Origin of the sequence: Nocardia grenadensis NBRC 108939 (genome assembly GCF_001613445.1) — a bacterium.
Classification (GTDB): Bacteria; Actinomycetota; Actinomycetes; order Mycobacteriales; family Mycobacteriaceae; genus Nocardia; species Nocardia grenadensis.
The window spans coordinates 143,615-160,991 of record NZ_BDCJ01000010.1; the positions used below are offsets into that span (position 1 = coordinate 143,615).

Annotated in this window: 14 protein-coding genes; 8 read left to right on the plus strand and 6 right to left on the minus strand. The window is 69.4% G+C overall.

Annotation, left to right across the window (positions count from 1 at the left end; all coding sequences use genetic code 11):
* Nucleotides 1–2 precede the first annotated feature (2 nt).
* The 4 genes from macS to NGR01S_RS12985 all read left to right on the plus strand — a co-directional run bounded on the left by macS (nt 3) and on the right by NGR01S_RS12985 (nt 6,081).
* Nucleotides 3–1,175, plus strand: coding sequence for a MacS family sensor histidine kinase (macS, locus tag NGR01S_RS12970; protein ID WP_063036444.1), 1,173 nt, complete (start codon nt 3–5; stop codon nt 1,173–1,175).
* A gap of 116 nt (nt 1,176–1,291) precedes the next feature.
* Nucleotides 1,292–1,924: a response regulator gene (locus NGR01S_RS12975; RefSeq protein WP_373861421.1), complete on the plus strand. Its 633-nt coding sequence runs from the start codon at nt 1,292–1,294 to the stop codon at nt 1,922–1,924.
* Between the two features lie 264 nt (nt 1,925–2,188).
* Complete coding sequence (locus NGR01S_RS12980; protein WP_063036446.1) at nt 2,189–3,916, plus strand: aminotransferase class I/II-fold pyridoxal phosphate-dependent enzyme; 1,728 nt, start codon at nt 2,189–2,191, stop codon at nt 3,914–3,916.
* A gap of 563 nt (nt 3,917–4,479) precedes the next feature.
* On the plus strand, nt 4,480–6,081 hold the full coding sequence (locus tag NGR01S_RS12985) for a DUF2339 domain-containing protein (RefSeq protein ID WP_245664570.1): 1,602 nt from the start codon (nt 4,480–4,482) through the stop codon (nt 6,079–6,081).
* A 61-nt stretch (nt 6,082–6,142) separates the two neighbouring features.
* Here the strand turns inward: NGR01S_RS12985 and NGR01S_RS12990 are convergent, their stop codons facing one another.
* Both NGR01S_RS12990 and NGR01S_RS12995 read right to left on the minus strand, forming a co-directional pair.
* The gene (locus NGR01S_RS12990) at nt 6,143–7,432 is read right to left on the minus strand and encodes an adenosylmethionine--8-amino-7-oxononanoate transaminase (RefSeq protein WP_063036447.1); all 1,290 of its coding nucleotides are present in this window, start codon (nt 7,430–7,432) and stop codon (nt 6,143–6,145) included.
* A 179-nt stretch (nt 7,433–7,611) separates the two neighbouring features.
* Nucleotides 7,612–8,046, minus strand: coding sequence for a MarR family winged helix-turn-helix transcriptional regulator (locus NGR01S_RS12995; RefSeq protein WP_063036448.1), 435 nt, complete (start codon nt 8,044–8,046; stop codon nt 7,612–7,614).
* 29 nt (nt 8,047–8,075) lie between these two features.
* Here NGR01S_RS12995 and NGR01S_RS13000 point away from each other — a divergent pair, with 29 nt between their 5' ends.
* Both NGR01S_RS13000 and treY read left to right on the plus strand, forming a co-directional pair.
* Nucleotides 8,076–8,633 (plus strand): cupin domain-containing protein, encoded by a 558-nt coding sequence (locus tag NGR01S_RS13000; RefSeq protein ID WP_063036450.1) that lies wholly within the window; start codon nt 8,076–8,078, stop codon nt 8,631–8,633.
* Between the two features lie 222 nt (nt 8,634–8,855).
* Complete coding sequence (treY, locus tag NGR01S_RS13005) at nt 8,856–11,258, plus strand: malto-oligosyltrehalose synthase (RefSeq protein WP_063036452.1); 2,403 nt, start codon at nt 8,856–8,858, stop codon at nt 11,256–11,258.
* Between the two features lie 11 nt (nt 11,259–11,269).
* Here treY and NGR01S_RS13010 read toward each other — a convergent pair whose 3' ends face one another.
* Nucleotides 11,270–12,682 (minus strand): amidase, encoded by a 1,413-nt coding sequence (locus tag NGR01S_RS13010; protein ID WP_063036455.1) that lies wholly within the window; start codon nt 12,680–12,682, stop codon nt 11,270–11,272.
* A gap of 136 nt (nt 12,683–12,818) precedes the next feature.
* On the minus strand, nt 12,819–13,049 hold the full coding sequence (locus NGR01S_RS13015) for a hypothetical protein (RefSeq protein WP_063036457.1): 231 nt from the start codon (nt 13,047–13,049) through the stop codon (nt 12,819–12,821).
* Nucleotides 13,050–13,207: 158 nt separating this feature from the next.
* On the opposite strand from NGR01S_RS13015, the gene NGR01S_RS13020 reads away from it, so the two are divergent.
* Together NGR01S_RS13020 and ilvA are read left to right on the plus strand one after the other, a co-directional pair.
* Complete coding sequence (locus NGR01S_RS13020) at nt 13,208–13,642, plus strand: nitroreductase family deazaflavin-dependent oxidoreductase (RefSeq protein ID WP_063036459.1); 435 nt, start codon at nt 13,208–13,210, stop codon at nt 13,640–13,642.
* Nucleotides 13,643–13,751: 109 nt separating this feature from the next.
* Nucleotides 13,752–15,107 carry a threonine ammonia-lyase IlvA gene (ilvA, locus tag NGR01S_RS13025; RefSeq protein ID WP_063036461.1) on the plus strand — a complete coding sequence of 452 codons (1,356 nt, stop codon included), beginning with the start codon at nt 13,752–13,754 and terminating at the stop codon, nt 15,105–15,107.
* A 4-nt stretch (nt 15,108–15,111) separates the two neighbouring features.
* Here ilvA and NGR01S_RS13030 read toward each other — a convergent pair whose 3' ends face one another.
* Both NGR01S_RS13030 and NGR01S_RS13035 read right to left on the minus strand, forming a co-directional pair.
* Nucleotides 15,112–16,335, minus strand: coding sequence for a serine hydrolase domain-containing protein (locus NGR01S_RS13030; RefSeq protein WP_063036463.1), 1,224 nt, complete (start codon nt 16,333–16,335; stop codon nt 15,112–15,114).
* A gap of 242 nt (nt 16,336–16,577) precedes the next feature.
* Nucleotides 16,578–17,327, minus strand: coding sequence for a FadR/GntR family transcriptional regulator (locus NGR01S_RS13035; RefSeq protein ID WP_063036465.1), 750 nt, complete (start codon nt 17,325–17,327; stop codon nt 16,578–16,580).
* Between the last annotated feature and the right edge of the window lie 50 nt (nt 17,328–17,377).

Below are 17,377 nucleotides of genomic sequence, written 5' to 3' on the forward strand. Positions count from 1 at the left end.
GTATGCCCCCGCATCGGATCGGCGAACCCGATCCCGCCGATGCCGCCACCGCCCCGCTGTGGCGGGCGGTGCAGGCCTTCCGGCTGGTCACCCTGCTGTACGCGGTGGGCCAGCAGATCGCCTCCGTGCGGTACTACGAGAACCCGCGGTTGAGCTGGGTTTTCATCACGCTCATGGTGCTGTGGTCGGGGATTTCGGCACTGTTGCTCGCGCAATGGCACACCCCCCGGACCGCGCGCATCCGCACACTCGTGGTCGCCGGTGACCATCTCGTGGTCCTCGGCCTGATCGCGGCGACACCGCTGGTCGCCGACTACGACTGGTACCACGGACATCAGCCGCTGCCCACCACCATGTGGTCGGCGAACGCGGTGATCTCGGCCGCCATTCTGCGCGGCCCCATCGCGGGAGTCGTCTCGGGGCTGGTGGTCGCGGCCACCATCATCACCATGCGGCAGCAATGGGGCCAGGACGTCTGGGCCGATGCCACCGCACCGGTACTGGTCTCGGTGGGCCTGGCGCTGGGTCTGGCCGCGAACACGGCGCGGCGCGCCCAGGAACAACTCCAGCGGGCGGTACGGCTCACCGCGGCCGCCGCGGAACGGGAACGGCTGGCGCGCCAGGTACACGACGGCGTCCTGCAGATCCTCTCCTACATCACCCGGCGCGGCACCGAGATCGGCGGCCCGGCCATCGAACTGGCCGAGCGCGCCGAGGAGCAGGAGATCGCGCTGCGGCGGCTCCTCTCCGAACAGGGCGCCGCGACCGGCGGCGACGTGACGACCGTCGACCTGCGTCCCCTGCTCACCGCCTACGCCGCGCCGGATGTGGTGGTCTCGACTCCCGGCGATCCGGTGCGGCTCGGCCGCTGGACCGCCGAGGAGATCGCCGCCGCCGTCGCGGCCGCCCTTACCAATGTGGAGTTGCACGCGGGTCCCGCGGCCCGGGCGTTCGTCCTACTGGAGGACACCGGCGCGGAACTGATCGTGAGTGTGCGCGACGACGGGCCCGGGATCGCGCCCGGTCGGCTCACCGAGGCCGAGAACGAGGGCCGGATGGGAGTGTCGCGATCGATCACCGGCCGCGTCGCGGCACTGGGCGGCACCGCCGAACTACTCACCGCGGCCACCACCGGCGAAGGCACGGAATGGGAGTTCCGTATCCCCCGCGGCTGACCCGGTCCCCCGTGTTCGGCACACCGGCGGGCACCGTGGCTCTGGCAGGATGAGGACGACGCGAACGCGGAAGGAGCGGCGGCGTGAGCGAACCGGCGACGGAGACGATATCGGTGATGGTGGTCGACGACCACCCGATCTGGCGCGAAGGGGTGTCCCGCGATCTCACCGAGGCCGGTTTCCGGGTGGCGGCCACCGCCGAGGACGCCGCGGCCGCCACCCGCCGGGCCGCCGCCACCCGGCCCCGGGTGGTGCTGATGGATATGCAACTTCCCGACGGCAACGGGGCACTGGCCACCGCCGAGGTGTTACGGGTGTCCCCGGAGAGCCGGGTTCTGGTGCTCTCGGCGTCGGGCGAACGCGACGATGTGCTGGACGCGGTGAAGGCCGGGGCCTCCGGCTATCTGGTGAAGAGCGCGTCGGCCGCCGAACTGGTCGCCGCGGTCCACGCGACGGCCGCCGGACAGGCGGTCTTCACTCCCGGGCTGGCCGGCCTGGTCCTGGGCGAGTACCGCCGGATGGCCACCGCCCCGGCCGAGCCCGGCGCACCGCACCGGCCCGCGCTGACCGATCGGGAGACCGAAGTGCTGCGGCTGGTCGCCAAAGGCCTGTCCGCCAGGCAGATCGCGACCCGGTTGGACCTGAGCCATCGCACAGTCGAGAACCATGTGCAGGCCACCCTGCGCAAACTACAGCTCGCCAACCGGGTCGAATTGACCCGCTATGTCATCGAGCAAGGCCTCGACTGAGCACGCCGCGCACCTGCCGGTGCAGAGGAAGACATGGCCGGCGGCAGCCTTCCTGCATTCGGCGTCCTCGACACCGCTATCGCCAGCAGCGGGAGGTGCCGCGAGGGGCGGAGTAGGCCGAGCCAGTGTTAGCTGAGCAGCAAATCTGGTTGGGCGTAGCGACCGGATAGTCGCGCCGCCCGAATCGTGGACTAGGCGGTAGACGTGATCCTTTCGACGGCGGACCGACACTCGATCGATCACGGTCCCCGCCCAGCACAGGAGTTGCTGGCGCATCTCGACGAGTACATCTCCGGTATGCGCCGCGAGGAGCCCTACGTACTGGGCTTTCCCGGCAATCTCGATTTCGGGTTCGGGCGGCTGTCCGGTCTGCTCGATATATTCGCCAACAATGTCGGGGATCCGGGCAGTGCGGATAAGTCGGATGTCGGCGCCAAGATGATGGAACGCGCGGTCATCGACTTCATGGCCGGACTGGCCAATGCGAAACCTGAGCAGATCTATGGCTATGTGGCGGCCGGTGGGAGTGAGGCCAATCAGTTCGGTTTGGATCGTGGGTGCACGAGGTTGCCCGAGGCCAAGATCTTCTGCAGTCGGGACGCGCATTACTCGATTCGTAAGAACGCGCGGCTCATGCGCAAAGAACTCGTGGTCGTCGACTGCGACAGCACCGGTCGGATGGATGCCGATGCGCTCGCCGCAGCCTGCCGAGGCGAGGCAGGACGCGGCGCGGTGGTCGTGGCGACCATCGGTACGACCATGGCCGGCGCGATCGACGATATCGACGCGATCATTCGGGCCGCGGCCCCGGCCGGTCAGGTCTACGTCCATCTCGACGCTGCTCTCGGTGGGCTACTGGCGCCCTTCACCGAGCATCGGCGAACATGGGGATTCCTCCGGGACGAGGTCGGCAGTATCTCGGTGAGCATGCACAAAATGCTGGGGATGCCCGTGCCGTGTGCAGTGGCCATGTGCCGGTCCGGCCTGGTCGATTCCCGTGTGGAAGGCGAGTACGTCGGCGCCACCGATGCCACACTCGGCTGTTCTCGCAGCGGGCTGGCCAGCGCGCTGCTGTGGTACTCCCTGGCATCCAAAGGGGTGGCCGGGCTCGAGCACAATGCTCGTACCGCGCTGGAGACCGCGTCCTACACCGCAACCAAACTCGAGGACGCCGGACAACACCCGGTCCTGCACCCGGAATCGATCGTCGTGGTGTTCGACCGTCCGGTCGACTGGATCTGCCGGAAGTACCATCTGGCCACAGAAGGCGACCGCGCCCATATCGTCACCGTGCCACATGTGCGCAAGGCGGTCGTCGACGAACTGGTTCGCGATATCGTCGATTCGCGGAACGCGAGCCGTGCTGTGACCGGACTCGACGCGACAGTTGCGGATCAACTGTCGCAGTGGCTCACCGACTACATCGGACGCCCGCACGACGACTTGGGCCGTCCGGGTGCTATCTGCCCGTTCGTCGAGCCGGCGTTGCGCGCGGGAGGCGTTGTCGTCCGCACCGCGGCCTGGGAACCGGCCTACGGGGCAGACGAGCTGGCCCGTATTATCGAGGACGCCGTCGCCACCTTCGAATCGACCGAGTGGGTCGTCTCCGAACCCAATCGGCAGGCGGTCGTCGTCGCGCTACCGACCATGCCCGAACACCAATGGCCGCTGGTCGACGAGATACACCGGCGGGTCAAACGGCAAATCGTGGAAGCCGGCCTGATGCTCGGTCAGTTTCATCCGGAATGCTGCGCGCCCGCGGTCCGAAACAAAACCTTCCCGGTCGATCGCGCACCTGTGCCGGTATTCGTCGTACGGCGAATGGCGGTACACGACATCCTGTTCCTGGCCGACGACCCGCACTGGTTCCGATCCTATCGTTCCCGATTCGGCGACCTGTACGACAGCGGACGGGTGCGCGATTCCAAGTTGCTCGCCGACTACGCGCGGGCTCGAAACCTCCACCGGAACGAATCACCGGAACTCGAGTAGCCGACAGCATCGATCCGAGTAGTCCTACTCATCCACCCGACTCGTCCACGACCCACCATCGAATCATGACGACTTCGATGGATCCGGCATTCATCTCTCGCCTGTCCGGCGAGTTCATCACGACCGCCGAAAATTTCAGCGCGCTCGGCGATCGGCTGAGCTCCCTCGGCCATGATCTGGAGGTGTTGCACCAGCATGTCCGGGCAGAGACCCGGGCACAATCGGATGCGGCAGCCACCACCGATGCGATGTCCCGGCCCGCCGGGCCCGTCCCGGGAACCGCGACTCCAGCGGCCCCGGGGACGGAAAACCCCGGATACCCGACAGCACCGGCCGTGGCCACGGACCGACCGGGAAACCGGGCGCAGGGGAGCCCCGACCACCTCTGGGGCGCCCCGGCGCACGCCGCCCGCCGGCAGCCTCGGCCGGCCGCGCCACTGCACAGCGGATACCCGGCCGCGTATCCCGTGTATCGAGGTCGCCCGCCCGCCCCACCGGGGCCCCCTCATCGCGGCCCCGCCCGTTCAGCTGCGCCCCGCACACCATGGTGGCAACGTGAAGGCGTGATCAGCCGGTTGCTCGCGGTGGCAGGGGTGGCGGTGACCCTGATCGGTGTCGTGATGCTGCTGGTGCTGGCCGCCCAGGCCGATATCTTCGGTCCGGTCCCCCGGGTCGTCGCCGGGGCAGTGTTCTCGGCGGCCCTGGTCGGCGCCGGGATGCGGGTGTACCGGCGCACCGGCGGCCGGGTCGGCGGAGTCGCGCTGGCCGCCACCGGTTTCGCCGGCGCCTATCTGGATGTGATCGCGACGACCACGATCTACGGCTGGCTGCACCCGGTACCGGGCTTCGCCGTCGCACTGGGTGTCGCCGCGGCCGGGGTGGGCCTGGCGGTGCAGTGGCGTTCCCAGGCCCTGGCGGTTCTCGTCGTCGCGGGTGCCGCGGTCCTGGCCCCGTTCGTCAGTACCGAGCTGTCGCTGCTCGCGTTCCTGATCGTGCTGCAACTGGCGTGTGTGCCGGTGCAGTACCGATACGACTGGCCGTTCCTGCATCTGGTGCGCACGGTCCCGGCCGTACTCGCCACCCAGATCGCCGTCGTCGCCGTGGCGATCGGCACCGACGATCCCGGACGGAAGGTGCTGGTACTCGTGGCCGCTGCCGCGGTCGCCGCGGTGGGCCTGGTGGGCACCGTCGTCGTGGTCCGGCACCGCCCCGGCGATATCGTGGCCACCCTGACCTGTGCGCTGGCCACCACTCCGTTGCTCGCCGCGTCCGCTCTGTTCGACCGACCGGCCGCCACCGCGATCTCGTCGAGCTACGCCGTCGTCCTGCTGGCGCTCGCCGCGACCGTGTTGCTGCCGAAGGTGCGCGATATCGTCCGCGTACCCGGCCATACCGCGACCGTCGCTGCCGTCGCCGGTTCGTTCGCGCTACTGGAAACCCTCTGGGGCGTGACCACCGAATCGACACTGGCCCTGGGCCTGTTCCTCGTGGCCGCCTGCTATCTGGCGATCGCGGGCCGCACCCGTAACCGGGTCGCGGCGGCGCTGGGCGCCGGGTACGCCGCCCTCGGCGGGCTCGCTTTCCTGGCGGTCGCCGGACCGAACACCCTGTCCACCGAACGGATCGCCGTAGGCGGACTCTCGGCCGGGACCGCGGCCTCGGCGATCGCCGGGCTCGGCGTGGTCGCGGTCGCGCTGTGGGGTTCGGGCCGGTTCACCGCGCCGCGGAATCCCGGCGGAGCCACCGACTCCCGCGCCACTCTGCTGTGGGTCGGCGGCAGCGTCGCGGCCCTCTATCTGGTGACCGCCACGACCGTATCCCTCGGGGTGATCTCCGGTTTCGCCGACGGTTTCGTGATCGGCCACAGTATCGCCACCATCGTCTGGATGGCCGGTGCGCTGGCCGCCCTGCTGTACGGGCTGCGCCGGCTGAGCGGGGGAACGCCGACGGCGGCCAAGGTCGCTCTCGGCTCCGGGCTGCTGGTGACGGCCGCGGCACTGGCGAAGTTGTTCCTGTTCGATCTGGCCACGCTCGGCGGCCTCGTCCGGGTGACCGCGTTCCTGGTGGTCGGGGTGCTGTTGCTCATCGCCGGCACCCGCTATGCCCGGGCATTCGCCGAAAACGGTGCCTACCGGACCGATTCCGGCCCCGCGGCCCCGTACTGATCCGACCGACACCGCCGCGACCCGGCCTCGGTGGCATCTCGCCACCGAGGCCGGTGCCGGTTCAGGAATCCGCGCGGGCCGCCGCGACCATGGCGGCGGTGACGGTCGCGATATCGGCGTCGTCGCTGATGTATGGCGGCATCGCGTAGATCAGGTTGCGGAACGGCCGGATCCAGGCGCCCGCGGCGACGGCGGCCGCGGTGGCCGCGCGCATATCCACCGGCCGATCCAGCTCGATCACTCCGATACCGCCCAGCACCCGTACCTCGGTCACTCCTGGCAGCGCCCGCGCCGGGGCCAGCCCCGCACGCAGGCCGGCGCCGAGCCGGGCCACCTCGGCCTGCCAGTCGCGCGCGAGCAGCAGTTCCACCGACGCGACCGCGACGGCACAGGCCAGCGGGTTGCCCATGAACGTCGGGCCGTGCATGAGTCCGCCGTGCGCGGCGCTGACGGATTCGGCGATCTCGCTCGTGCACAGTGCGGCGGCGAGGGTCAGGTACCCGCCCGTGAGCGCTTTGCCCACACACAGGACATCCGGTGCGACCCGCGCCTGCTCGGCGGCGAAGAATGTGCCGGTCCGCCCGAATCCGGTGGCGATCTCGTCGAACACCAGCAGGACCCCGTGCTCGTCGCACAGCCGGCGCAGGTCGGCCAGGTAGCGGGGATCGTGCCAGCGCATCCCGCCCGCCCCTTGGACCACCGGTTCCACCACGATCGCGGCCAGCTCGGACGCGTGCCGGGCGACGGCTCGTTCCAGCTCCCGCACATAATCGTCGCGGTAGTCCCGGGGTGGCGCGGAGACGAAGAGCTGTTCGGCCAGGACATCGGTCCACAGCGCGTGCATCCCGCCCTCCGGATCGCACACACTCATCGGTGTGAAGGTGTCGCCGTGGTATCCCCCGCGCCAGGTCAGCAGCCGGCGCTTCGCCGGGCGCCCCACCGATCGCCAATACTGCAGGCACATCTTCACCGCGACCTCCACCGAGACCGAACCGGAATCGCAGAGGAACACCCGGTCCAGCCCGTCGGGGGTGTGCCGCACCAGCAGTTCGCACAATCGGGCCGCCGGTTCATGGGTGAGCCCACCGAACATCACATGGCTCATCCGGCGCGACTGCGCCACCAGCGCGTCGTCGAGGACCGGGTGACGGTAGCCGTGTACTGCGGCCCACCATGAACTCATTCCGTCCACCAGTTCGCGGCCGTCGGCCAGCGTCAGCCGGGTTCCCGCGGCCTCGGTGACGACCAGTGGTTCGGTGGAGGGCGGAAAGCCGCCGTAGGGATGCCATACATGGCGCGCGTCGAGGTCGGAGATCTGCGCGGCGGTGAGTCCGGCGGGGGCGTCGAGCACGGCGATCCTCCACGTCGTAGCGCGACCGCGTTCGGCCACACGAAACCTTGAACGCCGTTCAAGTTACCAACCCCGGACATAGCGGAGCCACAGCAGGCCCCCGACGCGCAGCCGCGGGGATATCGGCACCGCCGGAGGAGCCGCCGCCGGACACCAGGCCGTCCCGCCTACCTCGCTCGTCACCCCGCCCCGTCCAGCACCGCCGCCACCCGGGCCAGCAGCCGCCGCAGCTCCAGCGCCCCGTCCTCCCCCACATCCGCCCGTATCCGATCCTCGATCCGCGCGATCCGCTCCCCGGCCAGTTCGAGCGCGGCGAGCCCGGTCCCGGTGCAGACCACGCGCCGGGCCCGCCGGTCCTGCGGATCGATTTCCCGGCGAACCAGCCCGGCCAGCTCCAACTGGCTCACCAGTTCGCCCATCGACTGCTGGGTCATCCCGGCGGCTTCCGCCAATTCCCCCACCCGCGATCCCGCCGGATCCAGATACCGGAAGACCGCGTAGTGCGCGGGGCGCAACTCCGCGGCCAGCCGCGGCCGCAGTTCGGCGTTCAGTTCCGTTTCGACGGCCCGGGCGGCCAGTGTGAGGAGTTTCAGCAGCGACGGGGTCGTTGACATATTACAAAGGTAACCTTTCTAATAGAGGCATGTCGGATCGGGTCATCTCCTTTCGCAACGGTCACCGCGTCACCGTGGTCGACGAGGGCACCGACGCACACGGCCCCTATCTGCGGTTGCGTCACGAACTCCCCACCCCCGGCCGGCAGGCGGGCCCGCACTGGCACCCCGTGATCGGCGAGAGCTGGACGGTGCGGCGCGGCTCGCTCGGCTTCCGCGTCGACGGCCGCGAACTCACGGCCGGCCCCGGCGATACCGTGCGCGCGCCGGCCCGCACCGTCCACGAATTCCGGAGTGTCGCGCCCGATACGGTGCTCGACCACGAGATCCGCCCACCGCTGCGACATCTGGAGATGTTCGCACTGTGGAGCGCCCTGGACCGAGCGGGCGCGACCACCCGCTCCGGCGTCCCACGCAATCCGCTGGCACTCGCCCTGCTCTGGGAACTACAGGACGGCTACCTCGCCGGAATCCCGGCCTGGCTCCAGCGCGCGGTCCTGGGCGGCCTCGCCGCAATCGCCCGGCGAACCGGTTACGCACGCCGCTGGACCGGCCCGGCCGACCGGGGCCGAGCAATCGGCCAGTGACCCCCGGCATCCGCGCGCCGAAATGACGCTAGGGTCATATCCATGGACGCGTCCGACTCGCTGATCGAGGAAGTGACACCGCCGGTGGTGTATCCGCGTGGTATCCGGCCATCGGGCGACGCCGAGCATCCACGCTGATTCCGGCCGTTCCCAGCACCCGCGCGCCGGCCGGCTCCGGCGCTTTCCACCCGCCGCGCTCCTCAGGACCCGACCGAGAACCGTATGCCCGCAGACCCGCCGAGCTTCCGCCGCAACCCGCGCGCCACTCCGGTCCGCAGCACCTATCGGCTTCAGCTGCGCCCGGACGGACTCGTCTTCGCCCAGGCCGCGGCCATCGCGGAATACCTCCAGCAACTGGGTGTCTCGCATATCTACCTCTCCCCGGTGATGACGGCCGCGCGAGGCTCCACCCACGGCTACGACGTCACCGATCCCACCACCGTCTCCGCCGCGCTGGGCGGCCCGCTGGGACTCAAGGCACTCGCCGACGAGGTGCACAACCGTGGGATGGGCCTGATCATGGACCTGGTGCCCAACCATGTGGGGGTCGCCGATCCGCAGCAGAACATGTGGTGGTGGCATGTGCTGCAGTACGGTCGCACCTCGCAATTCGCGTCGTTCTTCGATATCGACTGGAGTCCGGGCAACGGTGTGGGCGGGCGGCTGGCGCTACCGGTCCTGCGCGGCGCGAACGATCCGGCCGCCCTCACCGTCGACCGGTCCGGCCCCGAACCGCTACTCGCCCTCCACGAACTCCGTTTCCCCATCGCGCCCGGCACCGACGGCGACAACGCACTGCGGATCCACGACAAACAGCACTACCGGCTGGTCAGCTGGAAATCCGGGATCTGCGGATATCGCCGGTTCCTGTCGATCAGCGGCCTGGCGGCGCTGCGCCAGGAGGACCCGGTGGTATTCGAGGCCACCCATCGCGAGCTCGCGGCCTGGTGCGAACACGATCTGATCGACGGTGTCCGGGTCGATCATGTCGACGGCCTCGCCAACCCGGCCGGATACCTCCAGCGCCTACGGCAGCTGATCGGACCCACCCGGCTGCTGCTGGTGGAGAAGACCCTCGCCAACCGGGAACCCCTCGACCCCACCCTGCCGATCGACGGGACCACCGGCTACGACAGCATCGCCGATTTCGGCGGGGTGCTGCTCGAACCGGCCGGGGAACAGATCCTCACCGAGTTGTCCCGCCACATCACCGGGCACGGCAGCGATCGGGTGTGGGTCGGCGAGAAGGAACACCGCATCAAGCGCGCGGTCGCGGAGAGCATCCTGGCGCCCGAGATGCGCCGCCTGGTCGCGGCCATCAAAGCCGACGCGGGCGCCGACGATTTCGACACCATGGCGCTCACGAATGCCACCATCGAGGTGCTGTCCTTCCTGCCCGTCGCCCGGGCCGACTACACCCCGTTGTCCGGGATGGTCAGCGCCGTGATCGCCGAGGTGGAGAAACGCAACGCGGAACTACGGGCGCCACTGGCGGTCCTGGTGAGCGCGCTGATCGCCGGCGGTACCGCGTTCACCCGGTTCCATCAGGTGAGCACCGCGATCGGCGCGAAAGCCGTGGAGGATATCCTCTTCTACCGCGCGGTCCGGCTGGTGGCACTACAGGAGATCGGCGGTAACCCGGCACGTTTCGGCCGCAGCGTCAACGAATTCCATCTCGCCAACGCCTCGCGCGCCCGCCGGTGGCCCGCGTCGATGACCACCCTGTCCACCCACGACACCAAACGCGGCGAGGATGTGCGGGCCCGGATCGGGGTGCTGTCCCAGGTCCCCCGGATGTGGGCCCGCGCGGTCACCCTGTGGCTCGAGAAGCTTCCCCCGCCCGACGGGGCCACCGCACTGTTCCTGTTACAGAACATGTTCGGGATGTGGCCGGCCGATGGACGGCCGGCGCCCTCGGTCCCGGGTCTGCGCGACCGGGTGCACCGGTTCGCCGAGAAGGCGATGCGCGAATCCGGGGAGCACACCTCCTGGGAGGAACCCGATGCCGACTTCGAGAACGCGGTCCACGCCTGGCTCGATCAGGTGATCGACGGGCCGGTCGGCCGCCAGCTCACCGATCTCGCCCACGATCTGGCCCCGCACGCCTGGTCGGATTCGCTGGCGCAGAAACTGCTACAGCTGTGCGCGCCGGGAATTCCCGATATCTACCAGGGGTGTGAGGTCTGGGAGGATTCGCTGGTCGACCCCGACAACCGCCGCCCGGTCGATTTCGGATCCCGGGGCGGGATGCTGCACACCCTCACCACGACACCGCCGCTGGATATCACGGGCGCCGCCAAGATGTGGCTGGTCGCCTACGCGCTGTGGTTGCGGCGGGAACGTCCGGAATGTTTCGTCGGCGGCACCTACACCCCGGTGTTCGGGCACGGTGAGCACGCCGACAAACTCGTCGCCTACGCCCGGGGCCGGGTCGACGCCGACCCGGAGATCATCGTGGCCGTCACCCGGCACAGTGTCGCGATCGGGGAAACCGGCTGGGGCGATACCTATATCGAACTCTCGGGCGGATCGTGGACCGACCGCCTCACCGGGCATACGTTCCAGAACCGGGCCCGCACGGAGAAACTGTTCGCCCGGCTTCCGGTCGCGCTGCTGGTCCGCTGACCGTGCCGCCGTCAGGACCCGGTCGCCGCGGCATCGATCCGGGGGAACGGCGCCTGCGCTTCCAGCAGGAAACCCAGTTCCAGCAAGGTGCGTTCGCCGCCGTAGGGCCCGCTGAGCATGACCCCGACCGGCAGCCCGGCCGCGGTGAGCCCGGCCGGAACGGCCAGGGACGGCGACCCGGTGACATTGTTGATCGGTGTGTAGCCGACGAAGTTCGTAACCCGCTCGATCGACTCGGCGAACGGCACCCCCGGATTCAGGTATCCGATCTCCGGTGTGGTGTGGGTGAGCACCGGCGAGAGCACGGCGTCGTAGCGGGTGAGTACCGCGTCGTAGTCGGCGCGGGCCCGGTTCAGCCGGTACAGCGCACCCGGGGTGGCGAACAGCCGCCGGCGGAAGGCGGCGGCCAGTCCCTTGGTGAAGGTCTCCAGCCGGGCGGCGTCGAAGGAACGGCCGTGACTCAGCTTTCCGGTGACCCCCGACATCTGCGCCAGGAACCCCCAGTACTGCAGGAAATCGGCGACGAGTTCCGCCGAGACCGGCGAGGGTATCGGCTCGATGGTATGTCCCGCGCTCTCCAGGATCCCGGCGGTCGCGGTCACGGCGGCCAGGGTCTCGGCGTCGGGTTCCAGGCCGTTGCACGCCGTGGTCAACAGGCCGATCCGCAGTTTCCGGGTGGCGGGCCCCTCGACGCTGCCGATGGGTGGGAGTTTCGGATTGCGCCAATAGGTTTCGGCGGCGGCGTGATAGGCCGACTGATCGCGCATCGACCGGGACAGCACACCCTCGGAGACGAGTTTGATCGGCAGCTGCCGCGCCTGGGCGTTGTCCAGATGCCGGAACCGGCTGGGTTTCAGCGAGACCAGACCGGCGCAGGCCGCCGGGATACGCAATGATCCGCCCCCGTCGTTACCGTGCGCCACCGGCACCACACCCGCCGCCACCAGGGCGGCCGATCCACCCGAGGAACCGCCGACGGTGTACCCGGTGTTCCACGGGTTGCGGGTCGGGTCACCGTGCTCGAACTCGGTGGTGGAGGTGAAGCCGAATTCGGGCATGGTGGTCTTGCCCAGGATCGTCACCCCCGTACTCAGCAGTTGCGCGGTGAACCGGTCGTCCTTACCGGCGGGATGCGCCGTGATCGCGGCGCTGCCGTGGCGACTCGGCAGCCCGGCCATATCGGCATTGTCCTTGACGAAGGCCGGCACCCCATACCACACGCCGTCTCCGGCGGCGGCCGGTCGCGGCTCCGGGCACCGGTAGGCGATCGCGTTCAGCCGCGGATTCACCACCTCGGCCCGGGCCGAGGCCGCGCGGGCCAGTTCCTCCGGGCTCGCCACACCGGCGCGGACCAGGGCGGCGAGCGCCACCGCATCGTGTTCGCCCAGCGCGTCGTCGGTGAAGGCATGTACTCGATCGGTCATGAATCGGCTCGCGTGTACCTCGGGGACCCGGATATCCGATCCGGAACCAAGTGGACGTGTGTTCAACTCGACCCAGACTAGTACGCGGCGGAACCGCGTGAGTGTTGTCGCGCCCGGCGCGGCACGGCCTCGGCGCCTATCGACGCACCGAGCGCCACCATCCGGCGGACCACAGCAGAGCACCCACCGCCGCCCCCAGCAGCACCCCGGTCTGCGCCGACCCCAGGACGACCGCCGCCACCAAGAACACCAGCAGCCCCACGACCAGCGCCTCCAGCTTGTACACCGGCCAGCGCGACCCCGCGATATCGACAACCGCCGAGCCGCGGACGGCAGCACGCGGGGAAGTGAGATGGGATGCGGTCATATGATCAGGCTACCCGTGGCGGTGGTGTTCGGTCCATCGAACTTTTGTCTTCCGGCCCACACACTCCGCCGTCCGGAGTGGGCGGCCCCACGGACCCTGTCCGGCCAGGTCCAACCACCCGGGGAACAAGCGGGCCCGTACGGGACGTTTTCCCCGGTATGCCATTGACTGGAGAGTACGCACCGTCCACCTCCGACTGGGCCCGTGAGCAGGCCGAGAAGATCGAGAACTCCGGCGGTACCGAGGGCACCACCATGCGGGGCATGCCGGTGGTGGTGCTGACGACCGTCGGCAACAAGACCGGCAAACTTCGCAAGACCGCGCTCATGCGGGTCGAACACGACGGCGAGTACGCGGTCGTCGCTTCGCTGGGCGGCGCGCCCAAGCATCCGGTCTGGTACCACAATGTGGTCGCCGAACCCCACGTGGAACTGCAGGACGGCACCACCACCAAGGACTACACCGCCCGCGAGGTGTTCGGCGAGGAGAAGGCGCTCTGGTGGGCGCGGGCGGTCGCCGCCTATCCGCCCTACGCCGACTATCAGCTCCAGACCGATCGCCAGATCCCGGTCTTCGTCCTGACCCCGCGCTGACGGATCCGGTTCGGGCGTGGTTCCGGCAGGCCGGTAACACGCTGTCCAGATGAACGAAAGCGCAGGACACGGCCACCCGCCGCGCGCTCGGGCCGCGGCGGGTGGCAGCATGGACCGGGTGTCCGATGTGCTCACTCACCTGCCAGAAGCCCGTCCCGCGCTGACCGCGGACGAGATCGACGCCGCAGCCAAACGCATCGCCGACATTATCGAGCCCACTCCCCTACAACTGTGCCCGCGGCTGTCGCAGCTGACCGGCGCCCAGGTGTACCTCAAACGCGAGGATCTCACCGTCGTCCGCTCCTACAAGCTGCGCGGCGCGTACAACCTGGTGGTCCAGCTCAGCGACGCCGAGCGCGCGGCGGGTGTGGTCGCGGCGAGCGCCGGTAACCATGCCCAGGGCGTGGCATTCGCCTGCCGGGCCATGGGTATCACCGGCCGCATCTACGTTCCCACCACCACGCCCAAACAGAAGCGCGACCGGATCCGGGTGCACGGTGGCGAATTCGTCGAACTGATCGCCGTCGGTGAAACCTTCGACGCCGCGGCCGCCGCGGCCGCCGACGATGTCCGGCGTACCGGCGCCACCATGGTGCCCCCGTTCGACGACACCCGGACCGCTGCCGGGCAGGGCACCATCGCCGCCGAGATCCTCGATCAGCTTCCAGCCGCGCCGGATCTGGTGGTGATCCCGGTCGGCGGCGGCGGCTGCCTCGCCGGTATCGGCACCTATCTGCGGGAACGAACCCCGGAGACGGCGATCCTCGCGGTCGAGCCCGCCGGCGCCGCCTCGATGACCGCGGCACTGGTCGCGGGCGGGCCGGTGACCCTGCCCGAGATCGATCCGTTCGTCGACGGCGCCGCGGTCCGCCGGGTCGGCCGGGTCCCCTACGAGGCCGTGGCCGGGTTCGGCGGGCGAGTGGTCTCGCACGGCTCGCTGCCGCTGCTCATCTCGACCGAACCCCCCGGCGGCGCCGGCTCCTTCCGGCTGCTGCGGGTGGACGAGGGAGCTATCTGCACCGCCATGCTGGACCTGTACCAGAGCGAGGGGATCATCGCCGAGCCCGCGGGCGCGCTGGCGGTCACCGGGCTGCTGGATTCGCCCCCGGAACCCGGGTCCACCGTGGTCTGCGTGGTCTCGGGCGGGAACAACGATGTGTCCCGGTACGGAGAGGTCATCGAACGTTCCCTGGTGCACCAGGGGCTCAAGCACTATTTCCTGGTGGACTTCCCGCAGGAACCGGGAGCGCTGCGCCGGTTCCTCGACGAAGTACTGGGCCCCGACGACGACATCACCCTGTTCGAATACGTCAAACGCAACAACCGGGAAACCGGTGCCGCGCTGGTCGGTGTCGAACTGGGCGAACGTACCGGCCTGCAACCACTGCTGGACCGGATCGCCCATTCCCCGATCCAGTGCGAACGGCTCGAACCGGGCTCCCCGGCCTACCGCTATCTGACCTGAGCGATCAGGCCGCGGCCTCCCGGGGTGCGCCGCGGCCGATCCGGGCGGCCGTGCGCGCGCCGGACATGACCAGGGGCAGCAGCCAGGCGAACGCGGACTGATCCACGGCCAGGGTCTCCATCGCCAGGCGATTGTGCGCGAACCCGAGCGAGATACCGCTGTCCGGGTCCGCCCAGCCGAACGATCCGCCCAGGCCGATATGACCGAACCCGCGGGGTGCGCCCAGGGTGGGCATGGCGTGATACCCGAGATGCCACAGGGGTCCCATGTAGAGGAACAACCCGGTATCCGGCCGGAACCGTTCGATCCGGCGGATCGCCTGTACGGTGGCGCCGGACAGGTACCGTCGGCCACCGGCGAGCCCGTTGCAGGCCAGTGGTTCGTACACCGCGGCCAGGCCGTTGGCACTGCACACACCGTTGGCGGCCGGCATCTCGCTATCCAGCAGCGGCGGGTTCGGGCCGGTCAGGATGGCCTCGGCACCGGGAATGAACAGGGAGCGGCTGCTGACCCCGAGCGCACCGGGAATGGCCTGCAGCAGGGTGACCAGCCGGGAACCGCGCGGGGTGCCGGCGAAGGAGAAACCCGCACCGAAGCTTTCGGCCGCCACGGTGACCGAACCCGCGGGCGGGCGGCCCAGGTGCACACCGTCGATGCCCAGCGGGAGCGCGACCTCGCGCTGGAACAGTTCCTTCATACTGACGCCGGTGACCTCCCGGGCCAGTCCGGCGAGCAGCCAGCCGAAGGTCATCGCGTGATAGGCGGGCACGCCGAGCAGCCGGTCCGGGGTGGCGGCGGCCAGCCGTTCGGCCATGAGGTCGTGGTCGAGCAGTTCGGCGCCCTGCGCCGCCAGCGCGCCGACACCGGACAGACCGGCCGAATGGGTGAGTACCTGCCGGACGGTGATCTTGTCCTTGTTGTTACAACCGAACGCGGACCAGTATTCGCAGACCGGGGCGTCGTAATCGATGAGACCGCGATCGGCGAGCCGATGCACAACCGTGGCCGCGATGCCCTTGGTCGCCGAGAACACCACCGCGCCGGTATCCCGGGTCCAGGGCCGGCCCGGCGCGGACTCCCCTGTCCAGATATCGAGAATCGGTTCCCCGTGCCGATACACCGCCAGCGCCGCGCCTACGCCCTTCCGGCCCCCGTAGACCCGGTTGAACGCGGACGTCAGCCGCCGAAATTCTGCTCCGGCGTGGCCGGAATAAGCAACGCTGCTCATCCTTACACAGTAAGGTCATCCGAGGTTTCCGGCAATGTCCGTCCCGGACGGTACGTCTCCGATACACTACTGCACCTGCGAAGCACGACGTGCCGAAGGACCCCACGCGACCCCTCCCCGGCACCTCGCGGGTGATCGTCCGGGACAGCTGAACCGGGGAGTACGGCCGGAACTCCGCACGCCCCCCGATGGCGATCACACCGGCGCGGGGTCGTCGAGGCCGCCGATATCGCCCTGAGATCTCACCGAGGTGAGCCGTTGGGTCGTTTGAGGAGATCCATCTGCTTGTAGACGTCACCCAGGTGGTCGAGATGACGGCGCATCAGCGTCATAGCCGTCATCGAATCGCGCTGTTCCACCGCCGCCAGGATCGCCCGATGGTCGGTATCGACACAGTTCCAGAATCCCTCGGGCGCGGTATCGCGGCGGAACCGGCTGCTGAGCACCCGGAAAACCGGAACCGTCACCAGGTCCAGCAGTGGGTTGTCGGCCGCACGCAGCAGCACTCGATGGAACTCGTGGTTGCTGGCGTAGGTTTCCGGGCCGATCGCACCGGTGGGATCGAAGAGCGCGGCGCGTAGTTCGCTGAGCTGGGCTTCGGTGTGCCGGAAAGCAGCGGCACCCGCGGCGGGTACCTCGGTCAGCTGGCGCACCTCCATCAGTTGGTCGACGGTGACGCTGTCGGCGGCGGCCAGCAGCGTGACCCCGGTTTCGAGATGGGCGCTCATCCGGCCGATATTCGGAGTGGACACGAATGTGCCGCCGGTGACACCGCGGGTGGTGTGCACCAGATTCCCGCTTTCCAGCGAGCGGATGGCCTCCCGCACCGTGCTCTGCCCGACGCCGAACTCCGCCCGCAGCTCGGCATCGGGCGGCAGTCTGGTACCCGGGGTGAGTTCACCTTCGAGAATGCGGGCACGCAAGGCGTCGGCGACGACCTCGTAGGCCGGACGCCGGCCGGACTTGTTCACCTCTGCCACCACACCTTTCATTCCGCGTCCGCAGGCGCCGCGGACTCGGTGTCCTCATTACGGGCCCGGGA

What these genes read in the sequence shown, in the direction of transcription:
- macS (WP_063036444.1), top strand. Translation starts at nt 3, where the DNA reads ATGCCCCCGCATCGGATCGGCGAACCCGATCCCGCCGATGCCGCCACC.
- NGR01S_RS12975 (WP_373861421.1), top strand. Translation starts at nt 1,292, where the DNA reads ATGGTGGTCGACGACCACCCGATCTGGCGCGAAGGGGTGTCCCGCGAT.
- NGR01S_RS12995 (WP_063036448.1), bottom strand. Translation starts at nt 8,046, where the DNA reads ATGTCAACGACCCCGTCGCTGCTGAAACTCCTCACACTGGCCGCCCGG.
- NGR01S_RS13000 (WP_063036450.1), top strand. Translation starts at nt 8,076, where the DNA reads ATGTCGGATCGGGTCATCTCCTTTCGCAACGGTCACCGCGTCACCGTG.
- treY (WP_063036452.1), top strand. Translation starts at nt 8,856, where the DNA reads ATGCCCGCAGACCCGCCGAGCTTCCGCCGCAACCCGCGCGCCACTCCG.
- NGR01S_RS13010 (WP_063036455.1), bottom strand. Translation starts at nt 12,682, where the DNA reads ATGACCGATCGAGTACATGCCTTCACCGACGACGCGCTGGGCGAACAC.
- NGR01S_RS13015 (WP_063036457.1), bottom strand. Translation starts at nt 13,049, where the DNA reads ATGACCGCATCCCATCTCACTTCCCCGCGTGCTGCCGTCCGCGGCTCG.
- NGR01S_RS13020 (WP_063036459.1), top strand. Translation starts at nt 13,208, where the DNA reads ATGCCATTGACTGGAGAGTACGCACCGTCCACCTCCGACTGGGCCCGT.
- ilvA (WP_063036461.1), top strand. Translation starts at nt 13,752, where the DNA reads ATGGACCGGGTGTCCGATGTGCTCACTCACCTGCCAGAAGCCCGTCCC.
- NGR01S_RS13030 (WP_063036463.1), bottom strand. Translation starts at nt 16,335, where the DNA reads ATGAGCAGCGTTGCTTATTCCGGCCACGCCGGAGCAGAATTTCGGCGG.
- NGR01S_RS13035 (WP_063036465.1), bottom strand. Translation starts at nt 17,327, where the DNA reads ATGAAAGGTGTGGTGGCAGAGGTGAACAAGTCCGGCCGGCGTCCGGCC.